The organism is Roseisalinus antarcticus (assembly GCF_900172355.1).
GTDB lineage: Bacteria > Pseudomonadota > Alphaproteobacteria > Rhodobacterales > Rhodobacteraceae > Oceanicola > Oceanicola antarcticus_A.
In genome coordinates this window covers 20,561-35,507 of the sequence record NZ_FWFZ01000003.1, presented here as the reverse complement: position 1 = coordinate 35,507, position 14,947 = coordinate 20,561, and the positions used below count along the sequence as shown (strand labels likewise).

Here is a 14,947-nt window from a genome sequence, read left to right as displayed (position 1 = left end):
CGGGACTCCGTCCCGGCGGCCGGCGCGGGCGCCTCAGCGCAGAAGCCCGAGGCTGTCCATGTCCACGCCAAGCGGGCCCGAGAGGTCCTCGACCGAATCGTAAAGCAACTCCAGCGCGTAATGCGGGTTGTGCGCATAGATTCCGGGGTCCGAGGTGACCAGCTTCCAGTTGTAGGCGGTGCGCAGCATCCGGGGCGTCCAGTTGCCGTAGGCCACGCCGCGTCCGTCCACGGTGTCGGCCACGCCGTCGCCGTTCTCGTCCGCGAAGAAATAGGGATAGCTGCCGCCATCGTAGATCAGCGGCACCGTCGCAACATCGGCGGCGTAGCGCTGGATCATCTCCAGCAGGGTGTCGGCGTTCGCGGCGATGTCGGCGTGGATGCCCTGCGCGGTGTCGCCGCTGCCGTCATAGCTTTGCCGGGCGATGCGGATCTCGGTCGGCGTGCCGTTCTCGTGGCACGAGCGACAGGTGTCGGTCGCGATCTCCAGCGTGTGGGGCTGGTGGCACGAGACGCATGTGCTGACCGGCCGGGCGTGGAAGAACCGTCCGGAATAGGTTTTTCCGTCGTAGTGATAGCCGGCCCCGCCGTAGCCGCCCAGCCAGGTCGCGGCGGCGGTGGCGTAGTGCGGGTTCACGAAGCTGATTTCGGGGTCCGGCAGGTCTACTGGGATGTTGGTGATCGCGGCCTCGACGGTGGTGCCGGCGGTGCGGCCCTGGTGGCAGGTCATGCAGGCGGCCTCGACCCCCTCGACCGGATGGCTGAGGCCACTTGGCATCACGATTTCGGAGATCCGCGACAGGCCGGTGTTGTGACAGGTCTCGCAATCGACGACGCCGCCCACGTTGACGGGCTCATCGGGGATGCCGGGGTCGCTGCCGTCCAGCCCGTGGAACGAGCGGAAGCCCTCGCCGGAATGGCAGACGGCGCAGGCCGGGCTGATCTCCTCGTCGGCGTCCCAATGGCGGAACGCCTCGGCCGCGGTATCGGCATGGGCGGAGCGGAACCAGTCGGCGATGGCCGCATTGTTCTCGATCTCGATCTCCTCGGGGTTGAAGGGCCCCGATTCGGGAATGACGTAGGGGCGGATCACGTCGTCGCCGGTAAATGGCGTCTCCGCAGGGGGTTGCGCGTCACCGGCGGTCTGCGCCGAGGCCTGTTCCTGCAACGCCATCAGGCCCGCCAGGACCATGAACGGAAGGGCAAAAGTGACTAATATCGAGGGAAACCGCATGAGCATCGCTCCGCATACTTGAGTGAGGTCGATCAGTCTCCTATCACACACCAGTTCTTGATTTTCGAAAACGAAATCCAAATCGGCCCCGGCGGCCTGGAGGAGCGATGTTCGGGCGGATCCCAGGTTTCGGCCTTTCACCTGTCTTTCGCTCTGACCCGTTCGAGAACCCTGTTCCGACTGGGATGATCACCGAAGAGGCCGCGATCACGGCGCCCCCCGGCGATGTCCTGCGCGTCGATCTGGTCGCGCCCGAGGACAGCCCGGTGGCCGAGGGCGCCCCTGTGGCAAGGCTGCGAAATCACCCCGAGATCGTGTTGTCCGCGCCCTTCGCGGGCCGTGTCGCCCGCGTGCGCCTCGGGCCGGGCCGCAGGCTCGACGAGATCATCCTGTTCCGGGACCCCGGCGGGGAGGTGGCCGAGTGGGATGTCGCCGCCGCCGCGTCGGGCGACGCGCCGGCGCTCGTGGCGCTGATGCAGGGCTGCGGCTTCTGGCCCCGGATCCGAAGCCGCCCCTACGGCCGGATGCCCGCCAGCGCAGAGCGCCCGGCCGCCATCGTCGTCATGGCCACCGACAGCCGGCCGCTGGCGCCGGACCCCCGTCTGGCGCTCGACGGACTGGAGGAGGCCCTCGGGCGCGGGCTGGCCGCGCTGGGGAGGTTGACCGATGGCCCGGTCTTTCTGTGCGCCGCCGATGGCCCTCCGCCCATTGCCCCGGACGCGGCCGGCGGGGCGCGGATCGCGCACGTCTCGCCTCGTCACCCGCATGGGCTGGCCGGGTTCCGTGTTCACGACCTTTGCCCGGCGGCGCCCGGCCGGCCGGTCTGGGATCTGCACGCCGAAGATGTGGCCCAGCTTGGCGTCCTGCTCGCGACGGGGCGGCTGCCGCGCACTCGACTGGTGTCGGTTGCAGGCCCGGCGCTGACCGCCTCGCGGCTGGTGCGCTGTCAACTCGGGGCCGATCTGCGGGCGCTCAGCTACGGGCTGGTCCGGCCCGGGCCGCATGTGCTTATGGCCGGGTCCCCGCTGGACGGCCGCCGGGCGCAATGGCTTGGAACGCTGGACCGTCAGGCGACTATCTGGCCGCAACAGCAGGAGGGCAAGCCGCCGCATTGGTTCCTGGCCGCGCTGGCATCCTCCTCGGTGCCCAAGCCCGTCATACCGACGGCCGCGCTGCAGCACGCTGTCGGCGGCGCGTTTCCGGCGATGGCCATGGTCCGCGCCCTCAGCGTCGGCGACGACGAGACCGCGACCCGCCTCGGGGCACTGTCCCTGGTAGAGGAAGACCTGGCGCTGGCCGATTACGTCACCGGAGGGCAGGCGGGGCTGGGCGATCTGCTGCGCGCGATGCTCGACCGCACCCGCACGGAGATGGCAGCATGATCCGGGGGCTCTGGGACCGCGAGATGGTGGCGCTGTTGCTGCTGGCCGCGTTGATGCCCATGGCGCTGGTCTGGATCTGGTTCGGCGGCGCGGGGGCGGTCGGGCGGCTGGGGCTGGCGCTGATCGTCTCGGGCGCCTGGCACCTGATCTTCATGCTGGCCCGGGCGCAGCCGCCGTCCTTCGCGGGCGCGATCACGGCGCTGGCCGTCGCGATGCTGGCACCGGAGGATATGGGGCTGGTGCGGATTGTGCTCGGGATCAGCTTCGGCGCGGTCTTCGGCGAGCTGGTCTTCGGCGGCTGGGGCCGCAACGTGCTGAACCCGGCGACGGTGACGCTGGCCTTCCTGGGCTTCGGCTTTCCGACATTTGCATGGCCCGACTTCGTGCTGCCAGTGGCCTGGGCCGCGATCCCGGCGGCGGGGCTCGGTGTCCTGTTCGGTGTCATGCCGTTCGGCATCCTCGCCGGCGCCGCGCTGGTCGGGGGCGGGACGGCGCTGTTGGCGGGGGGGCCTGACTGGGTCGTGCCGGCGGCGGCCATGGTGCTTGTCCTGCTTGTCGCGGACCCCGTCGCAAGCGCCTCGACCGCGCTGGGGCGCTGGCTGAACGGGGCGCTCTACGCGGCGCTCGTCCTGCTCTTCGCGTCCGGCTGGGAGGGGGCCTCGCCGGTACAGCTCTGCGTCGCCGCGGCGCTGCTTGCCTCGCTCGCGGCGCCGCTGCTGGACGACATCGCGATCGCCCTCTGGACCTTGCAACGACGGAGACGACATGGCGGATCATGACCGGACCGGAGGCTGGCGCGGCTTTCTCGCGCAGCCGAACGACACCCGCTTCAAGACGCTGTTCATGGCGCTGGCCGTCTCGGTGGGCTGCGCGGTGCTGGTCAGTGGCGCGACCGTGCTGCTGCGCCCGATCCAGGCCGCGAACCGCGCGGCCGAGGAACAGGCCCGGATCGAGGCGCTGGTGCTGGGCATTCCCGGCATGGAGGATCTGCTGTCCGAGGCGGGCGGCACCCTGGGCACTGTGGTGGTCGACCTCGACGCGGGCCGGGCGGCCACGGGCGTGACGCCGGACACGCTCCAGACTGCGCTGGCCGATGCCGGCAACTGGAGCGCGATCCCCCCCGCCGAGGACCTGGCCGGCCTGGGCCAGCGCCCGGATTACGCGCAGATCTACCTGCTGCGCGACGGCGAGGAGGTCTCGCTGGTGCTGCTGCCGATCAGCGGGGCGGGCTACAACGGGCGGATCGACGCGGTCCTGGCGCTGGGCGGCGACATGGCCACTATCGCGGGCCTGGCGGTGACCGCGCATTCGGAGACGCCGGGGCTTGGCGGGCGGATCGAGGAACAAGGCTGGCTGTCGGATTTCCCCGGCACGCGCACCCATGATGCCGACGGCAACCTGCGCTTTGCGGTGGCCCGGGGGGCTGCGTCCAGCGTCTATGAAGTCGACGGCATCACCGGCGCCACCCGCACCAGCAGTGCGGTGACCCGGATCGTGCGGTTCTGGCTCGGCCCGCTGGGCTACGGGCCGGTGATCGACGCCATCCAGCGGGGGGATTTCTGACCATGGCCGCGCCCGGATCCTTCTGGCGAACGCTGACCGCGCCATTGCTCCGTGAGAACCCGGTGACCCTGCAGATCCTGGGCATCTGCTCGGCACTGGCGGTGACCACGTCGCTGGCGACCGCGCTGACCATGGCGGCCTCGCTGACCGTGGTCCTGACGCTGGCCGCCGGCCTCATCAGCCTGATCCGCCGGCACATCCCCGACACGATCCGACTGATCCTGCAGATCGTCATCATCGCGTCGCTGGTGATCGTGATCGACCAGATCCTGCAGGCCTATTTCTTCGAAATCAGCCGCGCATTGTCGGTCTTCGTCGGCCTGATCACCACGAATTGCCTGGTGCTGGGCCGGACCGAGACCTTTGCACGCCACAACCCGCCGGTGCCCTCCATGGTCGACGCCTTCGGCAACGGGCTCGGCTATTCGCTGGTGCTGATCTTCATCGGCTGTGTGCGCGAGGTCTTCGGCAAGGGAGAGCTCATGGGCCGGCAGGTGCTGCCGCTGGCCGAGCAGGGCGGCTGGTTCACGCCGCTCAGCCTGATGCTGCTCGCGCCCAGCGGCTTTTTCCTGCTGGGGGGCCTCGTCTGGGCCCTGCGCACGCTGATGCCGGAGCAGGCAGAGGCCCCCGATTTCGCCCCGCCAGAGCATCGGGAGGCCGCCGAATGACCGACCTCTGGTCCCTGTTCCTGCGGGCGAGTTTCGTCGAGAACATGCCGCTGAGCCTGTTTCTGGGCCTGTGCACCTTCCTCGCGCTGTCGCGCCGGACCGAGACGGCACTTGGCCTCGGGGTCGCGATGACCGCCGTGATGGGCGTGACGGTGCCGCTGAACCAGCTGCTCTACGTGTGGTTCCTCGCGCCGGGTGCCTGGGGCTGGGCCGGCCTGCCGGAGCTTGATCTGTCCTATCTTTCGCTCGTCGCCTTCATCGGCGTGATTGCGGCGACAGTCCAGCTTCTGGAAATGGTACTCGATCGGTTCTTTCCCGCGGTCTACGCGGCGTTCGGGGTCTTTCTGCCGTTGCTGACGGTGCAATGCGCGATCCTGGCGGGCAGCCTCTTCATGCAGGAACGGCGCTATGGCCTGGCCGAATCCGCGGTCTACGGGTTGGGCAGCGGCGCGGGGTTCGCCGTCGCCGTGGTGGTGCTGTCGGCGGTGCGGACGCGGCTGGCCTATGCCGACCTGCCGGACGGGCTGCGCGGGCTGGGGATCACCTTCATTCTGGCGGGGCTGATGTCGCTGGGCTTTGCCTCGTTCGCCCTGATGGCCGCGCAATGACCGAAATCGCCCTCGCCTCCCTCGCGGTCGCCCTGCTGGTGCTGGGCCTGACGCTCGGGCTGCTTGCCGCGCGGCGACGGCTGGTGCCGCAGGGCGCCGTGGATGTCGCGGTGAACGAGACCACCCACCTGACCGCGGCGCGGGGCGACCGACTGCTGGGCGTGCTGCACGGCGGTGGCATCGGCATTCCGGCGGCCTGTGGCGGGTCGGGCACCTGCGGGCTGTGCCGGGTCACGGTCACCGGCGCCGGTGCCGGAGAGCCACAAGCGACCGAGCGCGGCATCCTGTCGGCCCATGAACGGCGCGAGCATGTGCGGCTCGCCTGCCAGACCAGCCTGCGCGGGGATTGCGCGGTCACCGTCCCGCAGGAGGTTCTGGCCGCGGGCGGCGGGTTTACCTGCCACGTCGCCTCGACCCGGATGCTGGCCCCGCTGATCCGGGAACTGGTTCTGGAACTGCCGGAGGGCCAGCCCTTCGATTACCACGCCGGCCAATACATGCAGCTGACCGCGCCGGCCTACGATCTCGACCTCGGCCGGATCGCGCCGGGGGACGGCTTTGGCGAGGTCTGGCGGAACGCCCGCTGGGATCGGCTGAGCGTGGCATCGGCGGCGCCGGTCACCCGGGCCTATTCCGTCGCCAACCGGCCCGAGGATGCCCGCGTGGCCGTATTCAACATCCGCCTCGCCGTCCCGCCCGCGGGCCGGGAAGAGGACGTGCCGCCGGGGGTCGTGTCGTCCTGGCTGTTCTCGGTGCAGCCCGGCGATCCGGTCGCCGCCTCGGGGCCGTTCGGCGATTTCCGGGTCCAGCCCACCCGGCGCGAGATGGTGTTCATCGGCGGCGGGGTCGGCATGGCGCCGCTGCGGGCGATGATCCACGAACAGCTTGGCGCCGGCACGACCCGGCGCATCCGGTATTTCTACGGGGCGCGATCCGCCGCCGACCTGTTCTATACCGAGGCCTTCGACGCGCTGGCCGCGGCGCACCCGAACTTCAGCTTCACCCCGGCGCTGTCGAACCCGGCCCCCGGCGACCGCTGGACCGGGGCCATCGGCTTCATCCACGAGACCGTCCGGCGCGAGATGCAGAACCACCCGGCGCCGGAGGATTGCGAATACTATCTCTGCGGCCCGCCGATCATGATCTCGGCGGTGCTGGCGACCCTTGAACGGCTGGGCGTGGAGCCCGGCGCGATCTACAACGACGATTTCGGAGTATGAGCATGCGCGATGCCCCCAAGGTGCGGCCAAGCCGGCGACGTTTTCTGGGACTGGTCTCGGCGGCGGTGGCGCTGCCCCATGTCGCGCGGGCGGATCTGCCCGCGCTCGAGGTGCTGGAAGGGCCGGCCTTCGGCACCCGGTGGCGGATCGTCTCGGCCCAAGGCGCGGGGCTTGCAGGGCTGCGCGGCGAAATCGACCGCATCCTGGGCGAGGTAGACCGCCAGATGTCGCCCTGGCGCACGGACAGCGAGATTGGCGGTTTCAACCGGATGCGGGCAGATGCGGCCCTGCCGGTCTCGGCGGACACGGCCACCGTCGCCGAGGCCGCCCTGACGCTCGCCGATGCAAGCGGCGGGCGCTTCGATCCGACCGTGGGCCCCCTGGTGGCGCGCTGGGGCTTCGGGCCGATCCGGGGCGACGCGGCGCCGGGCTGGCGCGACATTTCGGTGGCTGGAGGGCGGCTGGCCAAGGCGCGGCCCGGCCTGACCCTGGATCTGTGCGGCATCGCCAAGGGCTGGGCGCTCGACCGGCTGGGGGGGCTGGTGCGGACCGCCGGGCTTGGCGGGGCGCTGATCGACCTCGGCGGAGAGCTGGCCGCCGTCGGCCTGCATCCCGCAGGCCGGCCCTGGCAGGTCGCCGTCGAGCAGCCCCTGGCAGAGCTGACCGGGGCCGCGGCCATGCTCGGCCTGACGGACGCCTGCGTGGCGACCTCGGGCACACGGGCGCAGGCCTACGGGCTGCAGGGCCGGGAGGTCAGCCACATCATCGACCCCGCGACCGGGGCGCCGGTGGCGGGGGACCTGCGCTCTGTCACCGTCGTGGCGCCGGAGGCCACGGGCGCGGATGGCTGGGCGACGGCCCTGTTCGCGGCCGGTGCCGTGGACGGTCCGGCGCTGGCGCGAGAGCAGGGTCTGAATGCGCTGTTCCTCGCCGGTGCGCCGCAGCGCCTGCGGGCGGTCACCACCGGAGAGATGGACCGCTTTCTGATCTGACCCCGTGATTTTGCTCACGCGCCGTGGCATGATCACGCAACACCGGAGGGCCTGATGGAAATTCTGTTTGCGATCCTGATCTTCCTGCTTGCCGCCTGCGGGATCGGCCTTGGCCTGGCGCTGGGCCGCGGGCCGGTGCGGGGGTCCTGCGGCGGCCTGTCCTGCGTGCCGGGGGCGGCCTGCGGGGGCTGTGCGCGGGGACGGGCGCGGTCGGCGGAGGAGACCTCGGAATGACGACCGAGCTGCGCGTCCGCAAGATCATGACACCCGATTTTGTCCGGCTGACACGGGATGTCCCGATCCGGCGGGCGGTGGCCCAGCTGGTCGATCAGGCCGCATCGGCCGCCCCCGTGATCGACGCGGACGACACCCTGTGCGGGATCCTCACCCAGAAGGATTGCTTCGGCCCGGTGCTGGAGGCGAGCTATTACCAGGAATGGCGCGGCGTGGTGGCGGATTTCATGACCGAGGGCGTTGTCTGGGTCGAGGCCGGGCAGGACGTGGTCGGGGTCGCCCAGACGATGATGACAAGCCCGCACCGCGAATTCCCGGTGCTCGAGAACGGCAAGCTCGTCGGGCTGCTGTCGCGCGCGGCGGTGCTGGCGGCCCTGTCGCGGGCCGGCTGAGGTCCGGCCTGCGCAGAGGCGGGCCGGGAAATCCGGCCGGAAACTGACCTCGATCAAGGACGCCGGCCCCGCCTCTGCGGATAAGTGCCCCACGATGTCGCACCGGACCAGCCCCTCGCGGCCGGCCGGGGCACGGAAAAGGGATGCCGACGCATGGGCGAACCGACCGACCCGACGCTGACCGAGGCTGTCTCGGATGGACGGGTCGTGGCCGTGCGCGGGGCGGTCGTCGACGTGCACTTCGCGGGAGAGTTGCCCGCGATCAACGCGGCGCTGCTGGTGCGGTGGGACCGGCCGGGGGCGCTGACGCTGGAAGTGCAAAGCCACCTCGACCCCCGCACCGTCCGAGCGGTGGCGTTCCAGTCCACCGAGGGGCTGGCGCGCGGGGTATCCGTCGCCGCTACGCGGGGGCCGGTGACCGTGCCGGTGGGGCCCGCAGTGTTGGGGCGCCTGCTCGACGTGCTGGGCGCCCCGCAGGACAACGGCCCCGCGCTGCCCGCCGACACGCCGCGCCGCCCGATCCACGCCGCCCCGCCGCTGCTGAAGGCGCAGGCGGGCGACATGGACCTGTTCGAGACGGGGATCAAGGTGATCGACCTACTGACCCCGCTGGCCCAGGGCGGAAAGGCCGCGATGTTCGGCGGCGCGGGCGTCGGCAAGACCGTTCTGGTCATGGAGCTGATCCGCGCCATGGTCGAGAAATACGAGGGCATATCTGTCTTCTCGGGGATCGGCGAGCGGTCGCGCGAGGGGCATGAGCTGCTGACCGAGATGCAGGCCTCCGGGGTGATCGAACGCACCGTCCTCGTCTACGGACAGATGAACGAGCCGCCCGGCGCCCGCTGGCGGGCGGGGCTGACGGCGCTGACGATCTCGGAATATTTTCGCGACGTGCGGCACCGCAACGTGTTGCTCTTGATGGATAACGTCTTTCGCTTCGTGCAGGCGGGGGCCGAAGTCTCTAGCCTGCTGGGCCGCCAGCCCTCGCGGGTGGGCTACCAGCCGACGCTGGCCAGCGAGGTCGCCGCCCTGCAGGAACGGATCGCATCGGTCGCGGGCTCGGCCATCACCGCGATCCAGGCGGTCTATGTGCCCGCCGACGATTTCACCGATCCCGCGGTGACTACGATTTCGGCCCATATGGACTGCGTCATCGTCCTGTCGCGCACCAACGCGGCGCAGGGCTTCTATCCGGCGGTGGACCCGCTCGCGTCGTCCTCGCTGCTGCTCGATCCTCTGGTCGTCGGCGAGGCGCATTACCGGATCGCCGAGGACGTCCGCCAGACCCTCGCCCGGTTCCGCGAGCTGGAGGACATCATCGCGCTGCTGGGGGTCGAGGAACTGGGCACCGCGGACCGTCTGGTGGTGGGCCGGGCGCGCCGGCTGCAACGGTTCCTGACCCAGCCGTTCATGGTGACCGAGGCCTTTTCCGGCATCCCCGGTGCGCGGGTCAGCCTGGCGGACACGCTGGACGGCTGCCGGGCCATCCTCGAGGGCGCGGCGGACGATTGGGCGGAAAGCTCGCTCTTCATGGTCGGGACCCTCGACGAGGCTCGCGCCCGGGAAGACGCGTCCGGGGGTGCGTCGTGAAGCTGCGGATCGTCACACCCCTGACCGTCGTGGTCGAACAGGACATCGACAGCCTGCGGGCCGAAGATGCAAGCGGCGGGTTCGGCGTCCTGCCGGGCCATGCGCCGTTCCTGACGGCGCTGGCGGTCTCGATCGTCAGCTGGCGCGAGGGTCCGCGCGAGCGGTTCTGCGCCGTGCGCGGCGGCGTGATGACGGTTGCCGATGATCTCGTTGCCATTGCCAGCCGAGAGGCGGTCGCGGGCGACGACCTCGCCTTGCTCGACCGGGACGTGCTGACCCGGTTTCAGGCTGAGGACGACGCGGCGCGGGTGGAGAATGTCGAGGCGCTGCGGCTGCAGATGACGGCCGTGCGCAGGATGATCACCCGGCTGCGGCCCGGCTTCGACGCCGGAGAGTTCCGATGACCGGCCGCCGGCCCGAGGCGGGCGACCGGGGCGAGGATGACCCGCTGGTGACCGGTATCCGCCGTCACCGCGCCCGCCGCGCCCGCGGGCTGCGGGAGGGAGAGATGTCGGTGGGCCGGCGTCTGGCGCAGATCGGCGTGCTGGGCTGGATCCTCGTCGTGCCGATCCTGGGCGGGCTGTTCCTTGGCCGCTGGCTCGACGCGCGGTTCGGCGCGGGCATTTTCTGGAGCGGGGCGTTGATGGTCGTTGGAGTCGGTATCGGCGGTTGGACCGCCTGGAAATGGATGAACACGCGATGACAGAGCTTGTGACCTTGGCCGACCTGCTGTGGCTGCCGCTGTTTCTTGTCGGTGGCGTCCTCCTGGGGCTGGGCTATTTCGCGGCGCTGCAGGCGACCGCGGCGCTGATCGTCGGGGGCGGTGCGCCGCTGGTGGCGCTGGGGCTGACCCTGGCGCGGCTCGCGGCGCTCGGCGCGGGCCTCTTGCTGGCGGTCCAATGGGGGGCGCTGGCACTTCTGGCGACGGCGGCGGGGGTGGTGCTGGGTCGCATGGCCATGCTTCGGCAGGGCAGGGGGGGTGCCTCGTGAATTCCCCGCTGGAGTCCGTGGCGCTGTTCCGGATCGGGCCGGTTCCGATCTCGGAGGCCATCCTCGTGACCTGGGTCATCATCGTCGTGCTCGCCGCCGCCTCGCTGCTGGTGACTCGGCGGCTGTCATCGCGGCCGGGCAAGGTCCAGGCGGCGGCGGAGTTGATCGTGGTCACGATCGACAACCAGATCCGGGCGACCACGGGCACGGCGCCGGCGCCCTATCGCGCCTTCATCGGGACGGTGTTCCTGTTCATCCTGGTGGCAAACTGGTCGTCCCTGCTGCCGGGGGTGGAGCCGCCGACCGCGGGGCTTGAAACTGACGCCGCGCTGGCGGTCCTGGTGTTCCTGTCGGTGATCTGGTTCGGCGTGCGGCGGCACGGGGTGGGCGGCTACCTGCGGTCCTTCGCCGCGCCGAACCCGGTCATGATCCCGCTCAATATGCTGTCGAACCTGACCCGGACGTTTTCGATGTTCGTGCGGCTCTTCGGCAATGTCATGAGCGGCGTTTTCGTCATCGGCATCGTCGCCTCGCTTGCGGGATTGCTGGTGCCGATCCCGCTGATGGCGCTCGAACTGCTCACCGGCCTGGTGCAGGCCTATATCTTCGCGGTCCTGGCGATGGTCTTTATCGGCGCCGCGGTCGAAGGCGAGGCGCCCGACGCCACATCACTCGGAAAGGACACCTGATGGATTATATCGGTATCGTCAGCATCTTCTGCGCGGCCCTGGCCGTTTCCGTCGGGGCGATCGGTCCCGCGCTGGCCGAGGGCCGCGCCGTCGCCGCCGCGATGGAGGCGATCGCCCGCCAGCCCGAAGCGGCCAACACGATCTCGCGGACGCTGTTCGTCGGCCTCGCGATGATCGAGACCACGGCGATCTATTGCCTGGTGATCGCGCTGCTTCTGCTCTTTGCCAACCCGCTTCTGGGATGAAACCATGTCGATAGACTGGTGGGCCCTGGGGCTGCAGGCGGTCAATGTCCTGATCCTCGTCTGGCTGCTGTCGCGCCTGTTCTGGCAGCCGGTCGCGGCGGCCGTGGCGCGGCGGCAGGACGACACGCAGGCCCTGTGGGCCGCGGCCCGGCAGGAGCGGGACGCGGCCCGATCGGCGATGGACGATGTAGCTGACGCCCGCAACGGCGTCGCGGCCGAGCGCGAGGCACGGCTGGCCGCCGCCGAGGCCGAGGCAGAGGCCACCCGCACCGCCGCCCGCCGGCAGGGCCGCAAGGACGTGGAGGCGATGCTGGCCGAGGCGCGGCGGACCCTCGCAGAGGAGGCCCGGCGCGCCCGGCAGGCCAGCGCCGCCGAGGCTACCGGGCTCGCCGTCGACATCGCGGGCCGGCTGCTTGCACGCCTGCCGGAGGGCGTTGTCCAGCAGGCCTTCCTCGACCTGTTGGTGCAGGCGGTGACGGCGCTGCCGCCCGAGGATCGCGCCGCGCTCGCAGGCGCCGATATCGCCGTCGTCGGCGCGGCCCCGCTCTCGCCCGACGGGCAGGCGAGGGTCCGGCAGGCGCTTGGCGGCGTGCTGACCGGTCCGCCCCGGCTGCGCTTCGAGACCGATCCCGCCCTGATCGCGGGGCTGGAGCTTCGGGCGCCGCACCTCGCGCTGCGCAACAGCTGGCAGGCCGACCTCGAACGCCTCGGCAAGGACCTGCGCGATGCCCGCTGATGCGCCGGACGATTGGCTGGCCAGGGCGCGGGAGGTGGTGCGCGACGCCACCCTCGGCCCCAGGGCGACCCACCGGGGCCTGGTCGAGGAGATCGGCGACGGGGTCGCGCGGATCTCGGGCTTGCTCGATGTGCGGCTGGACGAGGTGCTGCGGTTCGAGAACGGGCAGGTCGGCTTTGCCCGGGTGCTCGACCCCGACCTGATCGGCGCGGTGATGCTCGACGGCGCGACGGATGTAGAGGCCGGCGACGCGGTCTTCGGCTCCGGCGAGGTGGTGCAGGTGCCGGTGGGCGAAGGGCTGCTCGGGCGCATCGTCGATCCGATGGGCCGGCCGCTGGACGGCGGGGCCCCGATCGAGGCCGGCGCCCACCTGCCGATAGAGCGCCCGGCCCCCGGCATCATCGAGCGCGACCTGGTAACGGAGCCGGTTCAGACCGGGATCGCGGTGGTCGACACGCTCTTCGCGCTGGGCCGGGGGCAGCGCGAGCTGATCGTGGGCGACACCGCCACCGGCAGGACGACGCTGGCGGTGGACACGCTGATCGCGCAGCGCGACAGCGATATCATCTGTATCTACGTGGCCATCGGGCAAAAGACCTCGAGCGTGCGCCGCGCCATCACCGCCCTGCGCACCCATGCCGATTTCGCCCGCTGCATCGTCCTGGTCGCGAGCCCCGCCGACGCGCCCGGGCTGCAATGGATCGCGCCCTATGCCGGGATGACAATGGCGGAGTATTTCCGCGACAGGGGACAGCATGCGCTGATCGTCTTCGACGACCTGTCGAAACATGCCGCGACGCATCGCGAAATCGCCCTGCTGACCGAGCAGTCGCCGGGCCGCGAGGCCTATCCCGGCGACGTGTTCCACATCCACGCCCGGCTGCTGGAACGGGCGGCCAAGCTGTCACAGGCCCGCGGCGGCGGCTCCCTCACCGCCCTGCCCATCGCCGAGACCGATGCGGGCAACCTCTCGGCCTATATCCCGACGAACCTGATTTCGATCACCGACGGCCAGATCGTGCTGGACTCCACCCTGTTTCATCAGGGGCAGAAACCGGCCGTGGACGTGGGCCTGAGCGTCAGCCGTGTCGGCGGCAAGACCCAGGCGCCGCTGCTGCGCGAGGCCGCGGGCAGCCTGCGGCTGGACTATGCGCAGTTCCTGGAGCTGGAGGTCTTCACCCGGTTCGGCGGCATGCCCGAGGGCCGGGTTCGCACGCAGCTTCGGCGCGGAGAGCGCATCCGCGAGGTGTTGCGGCAACCCCAGCATCGCCCGCTGCGTCTGGCCGACGAGGCCGCGCTGATGATCGCGCTGCGCGGCGGTCTCATGGACGGGCTGGCGCCCGAGGGGGTCGCGGCGTTCCGGGCGGCCTTGCCGGGCACGCTCGATCACGGGGCGTCGGGCGCGCTGCGCATGATCGCCGAGACCGGTACGCTTGACACCGCCACCCGGTCCGCGCTGATCGCCGAGATGGAGAGGCTGGCGCGCAGCCTCGCGCAGGCCGCGGAATGACCGAGGGGCTGGCCGACATCAGCAGCCGGATCGACGGGGTGCGACAGCTCGGGTCGGTCGTGAACGCCATCAAGGGCATCGCCGCGGCCCGCGCCCGTGGCGCGAGGCGCGGTCTGGTGGCCGTCGACAGCTATGCCGCGACCATCGCGGCGGCGATGGCCAGCGTGGTGCCGTCGGACAGGACGGTCCCGGCCCCGGATGTGCCGGAGAAGACCGGGATCCTCGCCTTTTGCGCCGAACAGGGCTTTGCCGGCGTCTTCAATGCCCGCGTGCTGGACGCGATCGCGGATGGCCCCGGGGCCGATGCCTTGCTGTTGGTCGGCACGCGGGGCCTCTCGGTGGCACAGGCGCGGGGGATCGTGCCGATCTGGTCGGGCCGGATGCCGTCGGGGATCACGGGCATCCCCCGGTTGGCGGCCGGGATCGTCGAGGCCGCGCTGGGGGTCTTCGACAGCGGCCGGCTGCAGCGGCTCGACATCGTCCATACGGCCGTGGATTCCGGGCAGCTGGGCGTCGTGCGCAAGCCGCTGTTTCCGCTGGATCCGGCCGACTTTCCCGCAGCACAAGCAGAGCCGCCGCTGATCCAGTTGCCGGCCGAAGAACTGGTAGAAAGCCTTGGCGCCGAATACTTGCACGCCCGGGTCTGCCGCGCCGCGATCCACGCGCTGGTGGCCGAGAACGAGGCGCGGATGCAGACCATGGCCGCCGCGGGCAACCAGATAGAGCGGCGGTTGAATGCGTTGGTGGCGACGCAGCGGCAGGTCCGCCAGGAACAGATCACCTCGGAGATCATCGAGCTTGGTTCCGGCAAGACCCGACGGCGGCCGGGGCGCGACATTTCGGACTGACACGCGCCCCGGCCGCCCCCGGCGGGCAGGGCGCACCACGGATGCCG

The 14,947-nt window shown here is 70.9% G+C and carries 19 protein-coding genes; 18 read left to right on the top strand and 1 reads right to left on the bottom strand.

The features are described from left to right. Nucleotides 1-33 precede the first annotated feature (33 nt). A complete protein-coding gene (locus ROA7023_RS04040) occupies nt 34-1,233 on the bottom strand; it encodes a cytochrome C (RefSeq protein ID WP_200812456.1) in 1,200 nt (399 codons plus the stop codon). Between the two features lie 107 nt (nt 1,234-1,340). On the opposite strand from ROA7023_RS04040, the gene ROA7023_RS04035 reads away from it, so the two are divergent. The 18 genes from ROA7023_RS04035 (at nt 1,341) to ROA7023_RS03950 (ending at nt 14,900) form a co-directional block, all read left to right on the top strand. Next, the gene (locus ROA7023_RS04035; RefSeq protein ID WP_085877735.1) at nt 1,341-2,615 is read left to right on the top strand and encodes a Na(+)-translocating NADH-quinone reductase subunit A; all 1,275 of its coding nucleotides are present in this window, start codon (nt 1,341-1,343) and stop codon (nt 2,613-2,615) included. Beyond that, a complete protein-coding gene (locus ROA7023_RS04030) occupies nt 2,612-3,394 on the top strand; it encodes an RnfABCDGE type electron transport complex subunit D (protein WP_085877734.1) in 783 nt (260 codons plus the stop codon). Before ROA7023_RS04035 ends, ROA7023_RS04030 begins: the two co-directional genes overlap by 4 nt. After that, on the top strand, nt 3,381-4,178 hold the full coding sequence (locus ROA7023_RS04025; RefSeq protein ID WP_085877733.1) for an FMN-binding protein: 798 nt from the start codon (nt 3,381-3,383) through the stop codon (nt 4,176-4,178). The genes ROA7023_RS04030 and ROA7023_RS04025 overlap by 14 nt, the downstream gene beginning before the upstream one ends. Before the next feature lie 2 nt (nt 4,179-4,180). Next, a complete protein-coding gene (locus ROA7023_RS04020) occupies nt 4,181-4,846 on the top strand; it encodes an NADH:ubiquinone reductase (Na(+)-transporting) subunit D (protein ID WP_085877732.1) in 666 nt (221 codons plus the stop codon). After that, complete coding sequence (gene nqrE / locus ROA7023_RS04015; protein ID WP_085877731.1) at nt 4,843-5,454, top strand: NADH:ubiquinone reductase (Na(+)-transporting) subunit E; 612 nt, start codon at nt 4,843-4,845, stop codon at nt 5,452-5,454. The genes ROA7023_RS04020 and nqrE overlap by 4 nt, the downstream gene beginning before the upstream one ends. Then, entirely contained in the window at nt 5,451-6,674 is a 1,224-nt protein-coding gene (nqrF, locus tag ROA7023_RS04010; protein ID WP_085877730.1) for an NADH:ubiquinone reductase (Na(+)-transporting) subunit F, read from the top strand. The genes nqrE and nqrF overlap by 4 nt, the downstream gene beginning before the upstream one ends. Before the next feature lie 2 nt (nt 6,675-6,676). Beyond that, nucleotides 6,677-7,666 (top strand): FAD:protein FMN transferase, encoded by a 990-nt coding sequence (locus tag ROA7023_RS04005; RefSeq protein ID WP_085877729.1) that lies wholly within the window; start codon nt 6,677-6,679, stop codon nt 7,664-7,666. A gap of 54 nt (nt 7,667-7,720) precedes the next feature. Next, nucleotides 7,721-7,900 (top strand): hypothetical protein, encoded by a 180-nt coding sequence (locus ROA7023_RS04000; protein ID WP_085877728.1) that lies wholly within the window; start codon nt 7,721-7,723, stop codon nt 7,898-7,900. Beyond that, nucleotides 7,897-8,292, top strand: a complete 396-nt coding sequence (locus ROA7023_RS03995) for a CBS domain-containing protein (protein WP_085877727.1) — start codon at nt 7,897-7,899, stop codon at nt 8,290-8,292. Before ROA7023_RS04000 ends, ROA7023_RS03995 begins: the two co-directional genes overlap by 4 nt. A 153-nt stretch (nt 8,293-8,445) precedes the next feature. After that, a complete protein-coding gene (atpD, locus tag ROA7023_RS03990; RefSeq protein ID WP_085877726.1) occupies nt 8,446-9,882 on the top strand; it encodes a F0F1 ATP synthase subunit beta in 1,437 nt (478 codons plus the stop codon). Then, the gene (locus ROA7023_RS03985) at nt 9,879-10,286 is read left to right on the top strand and encodes a F0F1 ATP synthase subunit epsilon (RefSeq protein ID WP_085877725.1); all 408 of its coding nucleotides are present in this window, start codon (nt 9,879-9,881) and stop codon (nt 10,284-10,286) included. The genes atpD and ROA7023_RS03985 overlap by 4 nt, the downstream gene beginning before the upstream one ends. Continuing rightward, a complete protein-coding gene (locus tag ROA7023_RS03980; RefSeq protein WP_085877724.1) occupies nt 10,283-10,585 on the top strand; it encodes an AtpZ/AtpI family protein in 303 nt (100 codons plus the stop codon). The genes ROA7023_RS03985 and ROA7023_RS03980 overlap by 4 nt, the downstream gene beginning before the upstream one ends. Beyond that, on the top strand, nt 10,582-10,872 hold the full coding sequence (locus ROA7023_RS03975) for an N-ATPase subunit AtpR (RefSeq protein ID WP_085877723.1): 291 nt from the start codon (nt 10,582-10,584) through the stop codon (nt 10,870-10,872). The genes ROA7023_RS03980 and ROA7023_RS03975 overlap by 4 nt, the downstream gene beginning before the upstream one ends. Then, entirely contained in the window at nt 10,869-11,561 is a 693-nt protein-coding gene (locus ROA7023_RS03970; RefSeq protein ID WP_085877722.1) for a F0F1 ATP synthase subunit A, read from the top strand. Before ROA7023_RS03975 ends, ROA7023_RS03970 begins: the two co-directional genes overlap by 4 nt. Continuing rightward, complete coding sequence (locus ROA7023_RS03965) at nt 11,561-11,806, top strand: F0F1 ATP synthase subunit C (RefSeq protein WP_085877721.1); 246 nt, start codon at nt 11,561-11,563, stop codon at nt 11,804-11,806. The genes ROA7023_RS03970 and ROA7023_RS03965 overlap by 1 nt, the downstream gene beginning before the upstream one ends. A 4-nt stretch (nt 11,807-11,810) precedes the next feature. After that, a complete protein-coding gene (locus ROA7023_RS03960) occupies nt 11,811-12,542 on the top strand; it encodes a F0F1 ATP synthase subunit B family protein (RefSeq protein WP_085877720.1) in 732 nt (243 codons plus the stop codon). Continuing rightward, nucleotides 12,532-14,052 (top strand): F0F1 ATP synthase subunit alpha, encoded by a 1,521-nt coding sequence (locus ROA7023_RS03955; protein ID WP_085877719.1) that lies wholly within the window; start codon nt 12,532-12,534, stop codon nt 14,050-14,052. Before ROA7023_RS03960 ends, ROA7023_RS03955 begins: the two co-directional genes overlap by 11 nt. Then, nucleotides 14,049-14,900, top strand: a complete 852-nt coding sequence (locus ROA7023_RS03950; protein WP_085877718.1) for a F0F1 ATP synthase subunit gamma — start codon at nt 14,049-14,051, stop codon at nt 14,898-14,900. The genes ROA7023_RS03955 and ROA7023_RS03950 overlap by 4 nt, the downstream gene beginning before the upstream one ends. Nucleotides 14,901-14,947 lie beyond the last annotated feature (47 nt).

What these genes read in the sequence shown, in the direction of transcription:
- ROA7023_RS04035 (WP_085877735.1), top strand. Translation starts at nt 1,341, where the DNA reads ATGTTCGGGCGGATCCCAGGTTTCGGCCTTTCACCTGTCTTTCGCTCT.
- atpD (WP_085877726.1), top strand. Translation starts at nt 8,446, where the DNA reads ATGGGCGAACCGACCGACCCGACGCTGACCGAGGCTGTCTCGGATGGA.
- ROA7023_RS04030 (WP_085877734.1), top strand. Translation starts at nt 2,612, where the DNA reads ATGATCCGGGGGCTCTGGGACCGCGAGATGGTGGCGCTGTTGCTGCTG.
- ROA7023_RS04040 (WP_200812456.1), bottom strand. Translation starts at nt 1,233, where the DNA reads ATGCGGTTTCCCTCGATATTAGTCACTTTTGCCCTTCCGTTCATGGTC.
- ROA7023_RS03980 (WP_085877724.1), top strand. Translation starts at nt 10,283, where the DNA reads ATGACCGGCCGCCGGCCCGAGGCGGGCGACCGGGGCGAGGATGACCCG.
- ROA7023_RS03955 (WP_085877719.1), top strand. Translation starts at nt 12,532, where the DNA reads ATGCCCGCTGATGCGCCGGACGATTGGCTGGCCAGGGCGCGGGAGGTG.
- ROA7023_RS04005 (WP_085877729.1), top strand. Translation starts at nt 6,677, where the DNA reads ATGCGCGATGCCCCCAAGGTGCGGCCAAGCCGGCGACGTTTTCTGGGA.
- ROA7023_RS04000 (WP_085877728.1), top strand. Translation starts at nt 7,721, where the DNA reads ATGGAAATTCTGTTTGCGATCCTGATCTTCCTGCTTGCCGCCTGCGGG.
- ROA7023_RS03950 (WP_085877718.1), top strand. Translation starts at nt 14,049, where the DNA reads ATGACCGAGGGGCTGGCCGACATCAGCAGCCGGATCGACGGGGTGCGA.
- ROA7023_RS03975 (WP_085877723.1), top strand. Translation starts at nt 10,582, where the DNA reads ATGACAGAGCTTGTGACCTTGGCCGACCTGCTGTGGCTGCCGCTGTTT.
- ROA7023_RS04025 (WP_085877733.1), top strand. Translation starts at nt 3,381, where the DNA reads ATGGCGGATCATGACCGGACCGGAGGCTGGCGCGGCTTTCTCGCGCAG.
- ROA7023_RS03995 (WP_085877727.1), top strand. Translation starts at nt 7,897, where the DNA reads ATGACGACCGAGCTGCGCGTCCGCAAGATCATGACACCCGATTTTGTC.
- ROA7023_RS03965 (WP_085877721.1), top strand. Translation starts at nt 11,561, where the DNA reads ATGGATTATATCGGTATCGTCAGCATCTTCTGCGCGGCCCTGGCCGTT.
- nqrF (WP_085877730.1), top strand. Translation starts at nt 5,451, where the DNA reads ATGACCGAAATCGCCCTCGCCTCCCTCGCGGTCGCCCTGCTGGTGCTG.
- ROA7023_RS04020 (WP_085877732.1), top strand. Translation starts at nt 4,181, where the DNA reads ATGGCCGCGCCCGGATCCTTCTGGCGAACGCTGACCGCGCCATTGCTC.
- ROA7023_RS03960 (WP_085877720.1), top strand. Translation starts at nt 11,811, where the DNA reads ATGTCGATAGACTGGTGGGCCCTGGGGCTGCAGGCGGTCAATGTCCTG.
- nqrE (WP_085877731.1), top strand. Translation starts at nt 4,843, where the DNA reads ATGACCGACCTCTGGTCCCTGTTCCTGCGGGCGAGTTTCGTCGAGAAC.